This is a genomic window from Pseudanabaenaceae cyanobacterium SKYG29, assembly GCA_025055675.1.
Classification (GTDB): Bacteria; Cyanobacteriota; Cyanobacteriia; order Pseudanabaenales; family Pseudanabaenaceae; genus M5B4.
The window spans coordinates 32,383-45,742 of sequence record JANWWT010000001.1 but is presented as its reverse complement, the minus strand read 5'-3'; the positions used below and the strand labels follow the sequence as shown (position 1 = coordinate 45,742).

At 50.8% G+C, this 13,360-nt stretch carries 14 protein-coding genes; 6 read left to right on the top strand and 8 right to left on the bottom strand.

Features of this window, described 5'->3' with window-relative positions; genetic code table 11:
* Window positions 1-64: 64 nt before the first annotated feature.
* A complete protein-coding gene (locus NZM01_00205) occupies window positions 65-898 on the top strand; it encodes a hypothetical protein (GenBank protein ID MCS6958461.1) in 834 nt (277 codons plus the stop codon).
* Window positions 895-1,746 (top strand): acetylglutamate kinase, encoded by an 852-nt coding sequence (gene argB, locus NZM01_00200; protein MCS6958460.1) that lies wholly within the window; start codon window positions 895-897, stop codon window positions 1,744-1,746. Before NZM01_00205 ends, argB begins: the two co-directional genes overlap by 4 nt.
* On the opposite strand, the gene NZM01_00195 is transcribed toward argB, so the two are convergent.
* The gene (locus NZM01_00195; protein ID MCS6958459.1) at window positions 1,712-2,452 is read right to left on the bottom strand and encodes a 16S rRNA (uracil(1498)-N(3))-methyltransferase; all 741 of its coding nucleotides are present in this window, start codon (window positions 2,450-2,452) and stop codon (window positions 1,712-1,714) included. The genes argB and NZM01_00195 overlap by 35 nt on opposite strands.
* 46 nt (window positions 2,453-2,498) lie before the next feature.
* On the opposite strand from NZM01_00195, the gene rpmB reads away from it, so the two are divergent.
* Complete coding sequence (gene rpmB, locus NZM01_00190; GenBank protein MCS6958458.1) at window positions 2,499-2,735, top strand: 50S ribosomal protein L28; 237 nt, start codon at window positions 2,499-2,501, stop codon at window positions 2,733-2,735.
* Complete coding sequence (locus NZM01_00185) at window positions 2,736-3,593, top strand: prephenate/arogenate dehydrogenase (GenBank protein ID MCS6958457.1); 858 nt, start codon at window positions 2,736-2,738, stop codon at window positions 3,591-3,593. It abuts the gene before it with no gap.
* On the opposite strand, the gene hisS is transcribed toward NZM01_00185, so the two are convergent.
* From hisS to NZM01_00150, 7 genes are all read right to left on the bottom strand, one after another.
* Window positions 3,564-4,808: a histidine--tRNA ligase gene (gene hisS / locus NZM01_00180; GenBank protein MCS6958456.1), complete on the bottom strand. Its 1,245-nt coding sequence runs from the start codon at window positions 4,806-4,808 to the stop codon at window positions 3,564-3,566. The two genes, NZM01_00185 and hisS, sit on opposite strands and share 30 nt — an antisense overlap.
* Window positions 4,783-5,046, bottom strand: a complete 264-nt coding sequence (locus NZM01_00175) for a hypothetical protein (GenBank protein ID MCS6958455.1) — start codon at window positions 5,044-5,046, stop codon at window positions 4,783-4,785. The genes hisS and NZM01_00175 overlap by 26 nt, the downstream gene beginning before the upstream one ends.
* Window positions 5,043-5,342: a response regulator transcription factor gene (locus NZM01_00170; protein MCS6958454.1), complete on the bottom strand. Its 300-nt coding sequence runs from the start codon at window positions 5,340-5,342 to the stop codon at window positions 5,043-5,045. The genes NZM01_00175 and NZM01_00170 overlap by 4 nt, the downstream gene beginning before the upstream one ends.
* A gap of 84 nt (window positions 5,343-5,426) precedes the next feature.
* Window positions 5,427-6,671 carry a D-alanyl-D-alanine carboxypeptidase gene (locus NZM01_00165; GenBank protein MCS6958453.1) on the bottom strand — a complete coding sequence of 415 codons (1,245 nt, stop codon included), beginning with the start codon at window positions 6,669-6,671 and terminating at the stop codon, window positions 5,427-5,429.
* A 3-nt stretch (window positions 6,672-6,674) separates the two neighbouring features.
* Complete coding sequence (locus tag NZM01_00160) at window positions 6,675-7,709, bottom strand: 30S ribosomal protein S1 (GenBank protein ID MCS6958452.1); 1,035 nt, start codon at window positions 7,707-7,709, stop codon at window positions 6,675-6,677.
* A gap of 80 nt (window positions 7,710-7,789) precedes the next feature.
* A complete protein-coding gene (locus NZM01_00155; protein MCS6958451.1) occupies window positions 7,790-9,106 on the bottom strand; it encodes a class I SAM-dependent methyltransferase in 1,317 nt (438 codons plus the stop codon).
* Window positions 9,107-9,214: 108 nt separating this feature from the next.
* The gene (locus NZM01_00150; protein MCS6958450.1) at window positions 9,215-10,888 is read right to left on the bottom strand and encodes an iron uptake porin; all 1,674 of its coding nucleotides are present in this window, start codon (window positions 10,886-10,888) and stop codon (window positions 9,215-9,217) included.
* Between the two features lie 332 nt (window positions 10,889-11,220).
* Here NZM01_00150 and NZM01_00145 point away from each other — a divergent pair, with 332 nt between their 5' ends.
* Both NZM01_00145 and NZM01_00140 read left to right on the top strand, forming a co-directional pair.
* Window positions 11,221-11,901 carry an NAD(P)H-dependent oxidoreductase gene (locus NZM01_00145; protein MCS6958449.1) on the top strand — a complete coding sequence of 227 codons (681 nt, stop codon included), beginning with the start codon at window positions 11,221-11,223 and terminating at the stop codon, window positions 11,899-11,901.
* Window positions 11,902-11,905: 4 nt separating this feature from the next.
* Complete coding sequence (locus tag NZM01_00140) at window positions 11,906-13,360, top strand: NADH-quinone oxidoreductase subunit M (GenBank protein ID MCS6958448.1); 1,455 nt, start codon at window positions 11,906-11,908, stop codon at window positions 13,358-13,360.

Below are 13,360 nucleotides of genomic sequence, written 5' to 3'. Positions count from 1 at the left end.
TACGCCCCATTCTATCAAAAGAAAGATTAAATATATGCTCCCCTATCAAGTTACTATAAAGAACATGAATCGCTGGTTAGCTACAGCTTTATTTCTATCCCTATCCCCCTCGGTATGGGGGGCAGAGCTACTACCGCAAGTAAGAGCCACCATCCTTGCCATTGAGCAAAGCGCTAATGAGCGCAACCTGGATCGTCTTTTGAGTTATATTGCACCTGAGTTCCAGACCAGTGATGGTATGAACGCCGAGCAATTGCGGGCACATCTGCAAACCCTATGGGGTCGCTATGGACAGATGCAGTACCGCACCACGGTTGAAGGCTGGGAGGAACGGGAGGGGAATTATCTCATCAAAACGACAACGACAATTAGGGGGTGGCAGCCGCGAGACAGGGATGACTTTACCCTAGAGGCAAAAATTAGCTCCGAGCAGACCTATCGCTGGCAAAACAACCGCTGGCAGATGGTAAGACAAAATATCTTGGCAGAACGGAGTGTACTGAAAGCGGGGGATGACCCGCCCGCGGTGGAACTACGCTTGCCCACAGAAATTGGCGTAGGACGTAACTACACCGTTGATGCTATTGTCACCCGCCCCCTGGGCAACAGCTTTGTCCTAGGAGCTATTCTGGAGGAACCTGTCAACAGCGGCAACTACCTGAAGGAACGATCGGTAGATTTAGCGCCTCTACGGGCAGGGGGGATATTCAAAATTGGCAGTGCTCCCTTCCAGGAGGGACAGCGATGGATTTCGGCGGTTTTGGTACAGGAGGGGGGGATTACGATCGTCACCCAACGCCTCAAGGTGAGTAGAAACTTCACGGGCAACCAGTATACCCCTCTACCGGATTTACCAACTAACCGCCGCTTACAACCCAAAGAACCAAGGAATCTATGATTACAGACATCGATCGGGTTAAAGTACTAAGTGAGGCCCTGCCCTACATCCAACAATTTGCTGGGCGGGTGATGGTAATCAAATACGGTGGGGCAGCCATGAAAGACCCCAGCCTGTCTCAGACGGTTATGCGGGATATTGTTTTATTAGCCTCGATGGGCGTACGACCGGTGGTGGTACATGGGGGCGGTCCGGAGATCAACGTGTGGTTAGAGAAACTGGGAATTGAGCCGCAGTTCCTCAACGGTTTGCGGGTAACGGATGCCGCCACGATGGAAGTAGTAGAAATGGTCTTGGTAGGCAGGGTCAACAAAAAAATTGTGGAGCTAATTAACCTAGAAGGTGGCTCTGCCGTGGGTTTATGTGGCAAGGATGGCAATATTATCAAGGCACGCTCCCAGGGACGGGAGGAAATTGGCTTTGTGGGAGAAGTCAGTGCCATCAACACCCACCTCCTAGAAGCCTTGATTAAGGGGGGACATATCCCAGTAATTTCCAGCGTGGCATCGGATGAGACGGGGCAAGCCTACAATATCAATGCAGACACCGTGGCAGGGGAAATTGCTGCAGCCCTGGGGGCAGAAAAACTGTTACTCTTGACTGACATTTCCGGCATTTTACGGGATTACCGTGACCCCTCTACCCTAATTCGCAGTTTGACCATAGGGGAAGCGCGGGAATTAATTCAGCAGGGTATAGTCAGTGGGGGGATGATTCCTAAGGTGCAGTGTTGTGTACGTTCCCTAGCCCAGGGAGTACGAGCTGCCCACATCCTAGACGGTCGGGTACCTCATTCCATCTTGTTGGAAGTGTTCACGGACAGTGGGATTGGTACGATGATTTACTGAATATAAAGGCGCTCACAACAGCAGCGGCAACTACGGGAGCAGTAACGGCACTTAACACTGCTGCCCCTAGGGACATGGGTTGCCAACCCCAGTCCTGTGCCCTCTTAACTTCTGCTTCTGTCCAACCGCCCTCCGGTCCAGTCAGTAAAACTATGTCCCCTACCTCTGGTAAGTCAGCTAGAAGACTCGCCAGGGGGGGAGCGGCAGTAGTGACACCGATAAATTTATGGGGCAAGTTGTGGGCAAGGAAACTATCCAGTGCCACAGGTGCGTGGACTAGGGGAACAAAGCTACGGCAGGCGAGTTCAGCTGCTTCCTGGGCAATTTTTTGCCACCTCTCCCGCTTGTGGTCACTGGGGTGCAGGAGAGTCCGCTGGGAGATAAGGGGGGTAATACTAACTACTCCCACTTCTGTGGTTTGTTTGATGATGGTTTCCATACCTGTGCCCTTAGGCATAGCCACGCCCAGGTGAATTTGTCGCAGTAGTTCCCTAGTATTTTCTAGCCGAGCCAGGAGAATGCCCCTGTTGCCCTGCAATTGTGCTCTCCATCTGTCCCCCTTACCATTCATCACTACAAATTCTGCCCCTGTTCCCAACCGCAACACCCGCTGCAGATAGTGCAACCGATCGGCAGGCAGGACAAAACTATCTCCCACTTGTCCAGGGGGGAGGGAAACTGTTATACGGGGCAATTGACTGTCCATAGAAACAATTGTTAAAATGAGGAGCTTATTTTAATAAGATTTAGCTATGGCGAGACGTTGTCAACTGACGGGGAAGAAGGCAAACAATGCTATCAGTATCTCTTTTTCCCACAAGTGCCACAAGCGACTGCAACAGGTCAACCTCCAGCCCAAAAAGGTTTGGTGGGCGGAAGGGAAACGCTATGTCACTCTGCGCCTGTCCACCAAGGCTATCAAAACTCTCTCCAAAAAGGGTCTATCTACCTTTGCCCGTGAAGCTGGTATCGACCTCAGTAAGTTTTAAGTGCACATTGGCATTGTCGGGCTAGGTCTCATCGGTGGCTCCCTAGGTCTGGACTTGCGCTGCCTGGGCTATCGGGTCTGGGGTATGAGTCGACGGGAGAGTACCTGTCAACAAGCATTGGCGCGGGGTGCTATCGATACCTACTATCACCTGGGGTCTCCCCTCCCCGCCGATACGGACATACTAGTTCTCTGTACTCCCCTCGATCGTATTATCCCGACCCTGGTGGAGTTAGTGCCCTACCTGCCGGCAGACACGATCGTTACAGACGTGGGTTCCGTCAAAGCTCCTATAGTCAAGGCAGCAATGTCCCTATGGTCAGGGTTTGTGGGCAGTCACCCCATGGCAGGTAACAATAACACGGGCATTGGCGCAGCCCAAGGGGGGTTGTTTCGCGGTCGTCCCTGTGCGGTGATAGCTGAGGCGGGCAATGAGTTAGGGGAGTTAGTCGCTGACCTATGGCGCAGGGTAGGGATGACTATTTATTTTTGTGGCGAGGAGGAACACGATCGGGCAGTTGCCTGGATTAGCCATTTGCCAGTGATGGTAAGTGCCGCTTTGAACCTAGCTTGCGATCGGGAAGCCAACTGGGCAGTAAAAGTTTTAGGGGAAAAACTAGCTAGCTCTGGTTTTGCTGACACTAGTAGGGTAGGTGGTGGCAATCCTGAATTGGGACGGCTGATGGCACAGCTGAACCGCGAAGCACTCCTCCTTGCCCTCGATCACTACCAAGCCAGTTTACAGTCAATTAGGCAAGCAATTGAGACTAATGCCTGGGCAGAACTAGATAGCCTCCTTAGCCATGCCCAAGTCTGCCGCCAACGGTATCTACCCCCTAGTCAAACAACTGTTCAATAGGGCTTCAATTGTCATCGCTTCCTGTCTGCCGTCTTGCAACCACTTCACCTGCAGGGTCTGATTCTCCGCCTCACTGTCACCGAGAATAATAGCCGCCTTGGCGCCACTCTGGTCTGCCCGTTTCAGTTGTTTATCGAATTTTGCCCCCGTCAAATCCAGCTCCACCCGTACTGCCGCCTGACATAACTTCTGCCACACTACCAAGGCGTAGGCTTCAGCCTTTTCCCCCCGCGAAACAATGTAAAAATCTGGGGCAGGGGGGGTAAGGGTCTGACGACTTTCTAGGAGTAAAATCAAGCGCTCCAAGCCCATTGCCCAGCCAACCGCAGGAGTCTCTGGTCCCCCCAACTCGCCTACCAACCGATCGTAACGCCCGCCGCCACAGACAGCAGACTGGGCACCCAAGTCTTGGGATTGAATCTCAAAGGCTGTATGGGTATAGTAGTCCAAACCACGCACCAGCCGCGGATCAAGGGTATATTCCACCCCCAGTTCTGTTAGCAGAAACTGTACCCGCTCAAATCGCCGCCGCGACTCTCCCTGCAGATAATCTAGGATACTGGGCGCAGACTGACAGATAGCTTGGGTTTTAGGGTCTTTGCTGTCCAAGATGCGTAGCGGATTACGATCAAGACGCTGTTGGGAATCCGCATCGAGGTCGGCGCGGTAGGGGTTGAAGTAATCCACCAGAGCCTGGCGGTATAGGGCGCGATCGGTGCTATCGCCGACGGAATTGAGGGAAACTACCAGTTCCTTTAGCCCCAGAGTTTGCAGAATTGTGTAAGCCAGGGCAATCACCTCCGCATCGGCGCGGGGATCACTACTGCCCAATAGCTCTACCCCCAGCTGGTGAAATTGCCTCTGTCTGCCTTTCTGGGGGCGTTCATAGCGAAACATTGGTCCCATATACCACAGACGCTGTACTCCCCCATGGAGTTTATTTTGGATATAGGCACGTACAACCCCCGCTGTCCCCTCCGGTCGTAAGGTTACCGATTCCTCTCCCTTGGTGAGGAAGGTGTACATTTCCTTGTTGACAATATCTGTGGTTTCCCCAATGCCCCGCGCAAATAACTCGGTGACCTCCAGAATGGGAGTACGAATTTCTACATAGCTCCGTCGTTGTAATATCTCCCTTGCCACCTGCTCTAGGTGTTGCCAGTAGTAAATCTCGGCACCGTAAATGTCTTTAGTGCCCCGCAGGGTCTGGATCATAAGTACAGCGAAAATTACCGTAATGGTGGAGAATTTTTTGCAATAATGCCTCCTGCAGGGGCGGCAGGACAGGCAGCACGATATTGATTCCTCCTACCTGACTAGCATTGTAGTCAAACCGATCGGTGCGTGGCGCTAACAACTCCACCTGCACCCCCTCAATTTGGCTGAGGTGAGCGGCTAACTCGCGGTACATGGTCAAGGGTAGGGGTGGGTCATAAATCACTTGCCAGTTCATGTTCCCGGTTTAGATTCATTCCCCACCTGACTAGAGGGCTTGGGCAGGGGACAGCAGTTGAAGCCATCAATACAGATTTTGCCCCACTGCATTGCCCAACGGACCAAAGCGACGCGATTGTGGGTGCGGGTTTTGTCCAAGATATTGCTGATGTGATTATCTACAGTGCGTTTACTAATCGCCAGTTGCGCCGCTATCTGTTCATTACTCAAGCCGGACGCTACCAGCTCAATCACTTGGATTTCCCGATCGGAGAGGGCAGGGGTACGGAAGTCAGAGTTATCAAGGGTCTGCATGGCGAGGTAGGTATATCTCTGGACTCCTCTATAGTATCAACTCCGGGGATCAATTGGGACGGGGAATTTTAGAACGGGGATCGCTCATGGTGCCATGATTTCATCACGATCGAACTCTAGGGCTGCCAGCCTAGGTTGCCATAGAGGAAATTCACCCCACTGCTGGTACAAACTTCCCAGCACTGCCTCCTGGGCACGGTGAAAGATGGCAATATCCCCCTCCCCCCGATTAATGAGAGCAAACCACACCGTTCCCTGTTTCTTTGTCTGGATGATCCCTGCTAAGCTACTGACATCACTGAGTGTTCCTGTTTTTAGGACAGCACTGGCGTTGAACCTACGGTCTTGAATAGTGCCACAGCGACAATTCCCCATGGGAAAGAGGTCAGCTAAACTGAGACCTTGGCTCCTGGCTTGTTGCTGAGTTGCTAACAAAAGGGCTACTACTCCCCTAGGGGAAATCTGATTTGCCTGTCCCAACCCCGACCCATTCACTAGCCTGATCTCTAGCCGCGAAAGCCCTGTTGCTGCTACCAGTTTATCCGTCACCTTTTGTGCTCCCCCCAGATTTGCCATGAGCACATCCGCAATAACATTATTGCTATAAATATTCATCTGCTTGAGAATGTACCACAGGGGCAACGATCGGTGTTTGAGCAATACCCTACCCCTAGCCTGGGGCAACAGCCTGACTCCACCCTTGATAGTAATCTGAGGACGGGGTGTACCCGCTGGGAGAGTTTGGTACTGGGTGAGCACTTCTCCCTGCCACTGACTGCTATCGATTGCCTGACGGAATAACTGCGCTGACTCTAAGCGATCGGTGGTGAAATTCATATAAAAACCAGGGGTCACCACTAAATCCCCTGTCACCTGCCTGATACCCAGAGTTTGTAGTTTATTGCCAATTCTAATCCCATCCTCCCACACAAACAGAGGGTCACCGCCCCCCACAATAATCAAATTCCCCTGTAGCGTATCCCCCACTAACTGACCATCGGTAGCAATTTGGGTAATAAACTGGGACTGACTGTGCCAGGTGCTCAGTACCGCCAAGGTAGTAGCAATTTTTGTCAGAGAAGCCACTGGTAAAGGTTTGTCTCCTTGGTGACTAGCAAGTAGCTCTCCCTCCTGGCTCTGAATCCACACCCCTTGCCCCGATCGGGGATAGCCATACCTCTCTAACGTAGCCAGATGCTGCTCCACCGCTCGCCCTGCCACAGAATCAGACACTCCCTGAGCCAACACAGGGGACATAGTTTGTAGCAGAACCACAGGTAAACGATCGGGGAATCTATACCACAGCCATAGTGCCAGTAGACCCCACATCCCCTAGCCCACTGTCATGGTTTCCGTCTGCTCCTCTTCTACCGCACTGGGAATGTCCTCTTCATTAATTTCATTAATAGGCGGTTCTGGTTCTGCCATAGCTGGTGGTACCTCCACCCCTGCCGCTGCTAAACGCAGCTGTTCTCTATATTTCGCTGCCATTTCTTCCGCCTTAGCATAAACCAGCTTGGGATCACGCACCATATCCCCTGGCTCTGCCTCTAGTTGCTTCGTAGAGAGAGAAATTCTACCCCGCTCTGAATCCAGGTCAATGATCATCACCTTGACCTCATCGTTGACATTGAATACATTGTGGGGCGTCTCGATGTGTTCGTGGGAAATTTCTGAAATATGCAACAGCCCACTGACCCCACCAATATCGATAAAGGCGCCGTAGGGCTTGATTCCCCGCACTACCCCCTCTACCACTTCGCCGATTTCCAATTTGTTCATCTTTCGCTCTACTAGAGCGCGGCGGTGGCTCAAGACCAGACGGTTTCTTTCCTCATCTACCTCTAAAAACTTAAGGGGCAACTCCTCCCCCACTAACTCTTCCTTTGGCTTGCGCGTACTGATGTGGGAGCCAGGGATAAAACCCCGCAATCCTTCAATCCGCACTAACGCTCCCCCTCGGTTAGTAGAAAATATCAAAGAGCGAACGGTGGCATCCTCCTTCTGTAGCTGTCGCACCCGCTCCCACGCCCGCATGTACTCAATCCGCCGAATTGACAGCGTCAGTTGCCCTTCCTCATTTTCATCTGCCAGAATAAAAAATTCCCTTGTGTCGTTGTTCTTGAGCACTTCCTCCGGACTGTCCACCCGATTGATGGACATCTCCTGCAGAGGGATGAAGGCAGCCGTCTTCGCTCCAATGTCAATCAGCGCCCCCCTCGGTTCAATACTAAAAACAGTCCCCGCCACAATATCCCCTGGGCTAAAACGGTAGTCATAGCGATCGAGGAGAGCGGCAAAGTCTTCGTGGGTGAACCCCACATCGGGGTGTTTAGCTGTTTTTTTCTTGTTCCGAGTAGTTGGCATAGTATAGTGTTCTCAGGCTCCGTTCAGAAATATATGGGCACAGGAACATTATACTAACACAGACAGGAGGAGTTGGCAAACTAAGTTACCAGGATTAACGATCGGTCTTCTAGCATAACCAGAATTTGGAGCAGACTTGTGGCAGTTTGTTGGGGGGTGCGGGGTTGCAGAGTCAGGGGATCGAGGGGGCGTAGTTTTGACCACATTGCCACTAACTCCGGAAAAGGCAGGGGTTTCTCCCACAAGTGATACAACAATATACAGGGATCGACATGCATGCTAATCAATTCTGGGCTAGTGGCAGAGAAGTATTTATTGAGGGGTAGGGGAGTGGACTTGACAATTGCTTCTTGGAGTGCTTCTCGCAAATTAATCTGGGGGGAAAACCGTAGGTCTTGGATCACAGGATTAACCTGTACTGTTTTGGTCTCCCATTCCTCCAGGGACAGCAGGGAAGGGTAGAAATAAGTAGTCGGGGTATCTTTGTGACTACACCAGAAATCGAACAGGCGATTAGCAGGATGAATCAACTCAAACAGGTGCAACATTTGCGGCTCTGTTGCTGACTCCAGGAGGAGAGAAAATTCTTCTGGTAATTGCTTATAGTCGTCAAACAGTTGAAATAAGTTCCAGAATTGCCAATTTGTAGTACTGATAAACTCCAAATCAGCCTGCTCCAGGAGAGCAAAAGTTTCTGGCACTGTAAAGGCCTTATCCCCTTGCAAAATTAGATTCGCAGTTATGTACTCATCAGATTTATCACTAGCCTCCCAAGAAGACCGTAGGGCAGTATTGGGTTTCAAACACTCGATAAAGCTCCTCGTCAATTCAATACTGGTTTTCAAGGAACAATCATCCATTACCCCGAGGAATTTGAATAGCTCCTGTATGCGCAGATACTCCCATCTTTGATACCGATTGTGTACGTTGGTACGAATGATGCCCTCGGGCTTAAGTACCGCTTTCATCGCTTTTAGTCCTGCTAGGGGGTCAGGTAGGAGGTACAGGGTCTCATGGCAGTTAATATAGTCAAAACTTTCTCCCAGTTGTGCCAAATCCTCCGCTGACATAACTATAAACTTGTGCTCTTTATAGCCATGATGCGCAAAGCGTGCCTGGGCTACTTCCACTGATTTAGGGGATAGGTCAACCCCCGTTAGGCTGATCCCAGGATTTGCCTCCACAAGCCGAAGAGCAACATAACCAGAGCCGCAGCCCACATCCAGGACTTTCATGCCCTCTGTACTAACTAGTTTTTGATACTTGCGATAAAAAGGTGTGATCAAAGACCAGCGATACAAGTCATTTAAGTCATTACAACCTTTTTTGTCCAAGGGCACATCAGGGTAGGGACCTTCGTCAAAATGCCTCTTGACTTGCTCTATAACGTCGCTCATAAAATTTGGTCGCTACATGTGCTTTATTTTGCCCTAAAACCCAGTACAACTGATCAAAAAAAATGGGGAGCATTGTTGCCCCCCATCCATACATTACTAATCACCGCCTTAGAAAGTAAAGGTCGTGCGCAGAGACCCGATCGTTATCGTGCTGTTCTCGCTGTTGTTGTTGGGGTTGAAGATAAACTGCAAGTCGGGAGTAATCGTGATATTGTCAGACACAGGAATGCGGTAGAAGACTTCCAAATTGGTCTGAGTAGTGTTACCGACTTTACTCTCAATAAAGGGTTGACCTACAGCAATCCCCAGCAGATCGTTGCGACGGAACAACTCTGGAAAAGCAAAGCCTGCCATCCAGGTTTGCGGAGAGATGCTATTGCCCGTTGCATCTTTGTTGACAAAGTTGGACAGGAATTGGCTAGCAGCAATCTGTTGGGCACGGGTATCGATCGTGCCGAAGCCATAGCGCCCGAAAATGGCTACTTTCTTGGAGAAAGCGTATTCAAAGTTGACTACTCCTGTGTTGATCGTGGCATTGCTGACAGAAGCATTGTTGTATAGTAGGCGGAGCGCAAAATTTTTAATATTGCCGTCCTTGTCCCTGGGTGCAAACTCCAGTTCAAACGTGCCCTGGTAGGGATCGCCCGTGAGACCCCGATTGGTACGGATGTCAGCAGCATTGAGACCCGCAGTGGGGGCACTGGCATTGGCCGCTACATAGAGAGCCTTAATTGTAATATCGCCGCCACCGGGATTCCAACGTAACACTGCCCCAGAACCACTACCCACCAAAATGGCAAAGGGGCTGTTGACAAAGAAGGTACTGGAGAAATCACTGGAATTAAGGTTGGCAAAACTGTTCAAGTCGATATAGTCAAAGGGAGCCATGGCTGCTCCCAGAGTCACGTTGAAGTCCCGCCCTAGGGGGAAATCATAGGTCAGTTTGCCAAGAGCGAAGGTGTTCTTTAACCCAGCAAAGTCCTGCCCAAAGGTAGCAAATCCCAGAAAGCCCAAGTTACCAGCAGGGTTGACTGCCAAACCAGACTGTACTGCATCACCACCGATCCCGCTCTCTAGCCTTGTTACTAGCAAGTCGTTCCCTGTAAAAGAAGTATTGAAGTTGAGAACTGCCTTGGCACTAGCAATCACATTAGTGGATGTATCAGTAAAGGGAGTGCCCGTCTTGCCGTTCTTAGCCACCAAGCTCGGTCCGAAACCGCTGCTCGTACCACCTCCTGCAATAGCGAAAATCACTTCCCCCGACAGCTTAGTCGTCGTGGAAAATTGCTGCCCTTCCAGTCGTCTCACCTTACCTTCCAGGGTGTCCAAACGTCCCTTGACAGCTGCCAGCTCTGCGGCAAATTCTTCCTGCAGGCGTTGTAAATTTGCTAAGTCGTCTTTGCTAACTTTATCAGCTAAACCAGCAGCAATCAGTTCATTGACTTTGTCTAAACAGGCATTCAAACCCGCGGCAAACTCAAAGCGACTCAATGCCCGCTGTCCTCTATAGGTACGATCGGGATAGCCCTCGATACAGCCATAGCGCTCTACCAGAGATTGAAGAGCAGAAAATGCCCAATCCGTTGGCTTTACGTCAGACAGTTCCGAAACCGAGGTGACCTGTGCCACTTCCTCTGCCTTGGGTGTACCACCCTGCAATTCACTAATGCGTTCTAAAATCTTACTTGCCGGTGTGCCCACCATTTGGGCTTGTGCTCCCATCGACAATAGAACTGCCGTGCCAGCCAAACCACCTACCAATGTCCAGTTTTTTGCCATCATTCACTCCTCAAGAGTAACTCACCTTGTTATTCTACCCGCTGGTATAGCAGATAGATAGACGTGCCTAGAGGAAAATTTATCCCCCATGCCTTTGGGTCTAGGCTGTCTATAACCATACCAAACTTATCCTCTTCACGAAAGTCCCTGCTGATATTTTCTCTGCCTCAACTCTCTGCTGATTTGAACCGCCTCTGATGCAATTATTGCATTAGGTATGGGAAATTGTGGGAAGCAACTGCCTAGGCACAGTTAATCTTGTGTTTCCCTCTGCCGACTAATTCTCCTGGATTACCTAACTGGGGAGTGACAGGGGGTAAGCTTTTGTTCCTATAATGCAGGGAGAAAAACGATCGGTCTACAGCATGGACACCTTTATCTCTCCGCAACAATTAGTCAGTAACCTCAAGTGGCGTTATGCTACGAAAAAGTTTGACCCTACCCGTAAAATCCCCCTGGCAATTTGGGAAGCTTTAGAAGATAGTTTGGTTTTAGCCCCTTCCTCCTTCGGGCTGCAGCCCTGGCAGTTTTTTGTCATTCAGGACCCTGACCTCCGTCAGCAACTCCTCCCCCATTCCTTCAACCAAACTCAGGTGGTGGATGCTTCCCATTTGGTGGTGTTTGCCATCAAGATCAATTTGGATACGGAATATGCCGATCGGTATTTGCGGCGGATGGCAGAGGTGCAGGGCGTTCCCCTGGAAAAGTTAGAGAGCTTTGGCAGTATGTTAAAAGGCTTTATCGAAAAACCCCCCGTCAATTTACAGGAGTGGGCGACGAAACAGGTTTACATTGCTTTGGGACAATTTATGACGGCAGCGGCAATGCTAGGAGTGGATACCTGTCCCATGGAGGGGTTTATACCTGCGAAGTACGATGAGATTTTGAGCTTGCCGCAGCGGGGTTACCGATCGGTGGTGTTGTGCCCGGCGGGCTACAGGGCGGCTGATGATAAAAACGCTATGCGTCCCAAGGTGCGCTTTGCCAAATCTGAGATAGTGACTTACCTACCCTAAAACTATGTTGAGTTTAGTTCTATGGTTCCCTGTAGTGTGGGCAGTGTTACTAGCCTCTTTGCCCAGGGAGAAAAATGGTGTTGTGCGCAATCTTGCCCTGGGGGGAGCAACAGGTTTGCTGGGTCTCACGGGGTTTCTCTTGACTCAATTTGACCCCAGTCAAGCTAATCTGCAGCTGGAGGAAAATCTAACCTGGATTAGTGTTTTGGGTATTTCCTACCGCCTGGGGATCGATGGTATTTCCCTACCCCTAGTTATTCTCAACAGTCTTTTGATTTGGATAGCTGTTTACAGTACTCCTAAAGGGATCAGTCGCCCCCAACTCTATTATGCCCTTTTATTCTTGTTGGCGGGGGGTGTAGCAGGAGTATTTCTAGCCCAGAATGCTCTCCTGTTCTTTCTTTTCTACGAAGTGGAACTTATCCCCCTCTATTTACTGATAGCCATCTGGGGGGGCGGGCGGCGGGGCTATGCTGCTACTAAGTTCTTAATTTTCACAGCTTTATCCGGAATTCTCCTGCTGGGTGGGTGCTACGGGATCGTGGGTTTGAGTGAAAACAATTTGCCCCTCAGCTTTGACTTTGCCGATTTGCAGGCGCGTCAGTTTGCTCCCTCCCTGGAGGCTCTGCTCCTAATTATCTTTCTACTTGCTTTCGGCATTAAAATTCCCCTTGTACCCTTCCATACCTGGTTGCCCGATGCCCATGTGGAAGCTTCTACGCCCATATCGGTGTTGTTGGCGGGGGTACTGCTGAAGTTGGGTACCTACGGGCTGCTGCGGTTTGGCGTGGGGCTGTTTCCCCAGGCGTGGCATCGCTTTGCTCCTTTGCTAGCAATCTGGGCAGTAGTGTCTGTCCTCTACGGCTGTTTGGTGGCAATCACCCAAAAGGATATGAAGAAGATGGTAGCATTTAGCTCCATCGGTCATATGGGCTACATCCTGCTGGGGTTAGCCGCGGGTACACCCCTAGCAATTGCGGGAGTGACAATGCAAATGGTCAGTCATGGTCTGATCTCCGCGCTGCTGTTCCTGTTGGTGGGGGTGATTTATCACAAGTTGGGGACGCGTGACCTCGATCGTTTAAGTGGTCTCTTCAATCCCGAACGGGGGTTGCCCCTGATTGGCAGTTTGAGTGTCCTAGGGGCAATGGCAAGTGCGGGTATTCCTGGCATGATGGGTTTCGTGGCAGAGTTTTTAATTTTTCGGGGTAGTTTTCCTGTTTTCCCTGGGCAGACGGTCTTATGTATGGTGGGGAGTGGTTTAACAGCGGTTTACTTCCTGATCCTTTTGGACAAGGCCTTCTTCGGTCGTCTGTGCCAAGATAACATTCCCGCTGTCACCTGGTCAGACCGCTTGCCTAGCATTGTAATCAGCACGATCGTGGTGTTTTTGGGCATGCAACCGCAAGCCCTGTTGCGCTGGATTACCGCCACTACGCAGTCCTGGAGCATCAATTAG

Bases quoted from the DNA above. Each gene is read 5' to 3' on its own strand.
- NZM01_00205 (MCS6958461.1), top strand. From the start codon at position 65: ATGAATCGCTGGTTAGCTACAGCTTTATTTCTATCCCTATCCCCCTCG.
- argB (MCS6958460.1), top strand. From the start codon at position 895: ATGATTACAGACATCGATCGGGTTAAAGTACTAAGTGAGGCCCTGCCC.
- NZM01_00195 (MCS6958459.1), bottom strand. From the start codon at position 2,452: ATGGACAGTCAATTGCCCCGTATAACAGTTTCCCTCCCCCCTGGACAA.
- rpmB (MCS6958458.1), top strand. From the start codon at position 2,499: ATGGCGAGACGTTGTCAACTGACGGGGAAGAAGGCAAACAATGCTATC.
- hisS (MCS6958456.1), bottom strand. From the start codon at position 4,808: ATGATCCAGACCCTGCGGGGCACTAAAGACATTTACGGTGCCGAGATT.
- NZM01_00175 (MCS6958455.1), bottom strand. From the start codon at position 5,046: ATGAACTGGCAAGTGATTTATGACCCACCCCTACCCTTGACCATGTAC.
- NZM01_00170 (MCS6958454.1), bottom strand. From the start codon at position 5,342: ATGCAGACCCTTGATAACTCTGACTTCCGTACCCCTGCCCTCTCCGAT.
- NZM01_00165 (MCS6958453.1), bottom strand. From the start codon at position 6,671: ATGTGGGGTCTACTGGCACTATGGCTGTGGTATAGATTCCCCGATCGT.
- NZM01_00160 (MCS6958452.1), bottom strand. From the start codon at position 7,709: ATGCCAACTACTCGGAACAAGAAAAAAACAGCTAAACACCCCGATGTG.
- NZM01_00155 (MCS6958451.1), bottom strand. From the start codon at position 9,106: ATGAGCGACGTTATAGAGCAAGTCAAGAGGCATTTTGACGAAGGTCCC.
- NZM01_00150 (MCS6958450.1), bottom strand. From the start codon at position 10,888: ATGATGGCAAAAAACTGGACATTGGTAGGTGGTTTGGCTGGCACGGCA.
- NZM01_00145 (MCS6958449.1), top strand. From the start codon at position 11,221: ATGCAGGGAGAAAAACGATCGGTCTACAGCATGGACACCTTTATCTCT.
- NZM01_00140 (MCS6958448.1), top strand. From the start codon at position 11,906: ATGTTGAGTTTAGTTCTATGGTTCCCTGTAGTGTGGGCAGTGTTACTA.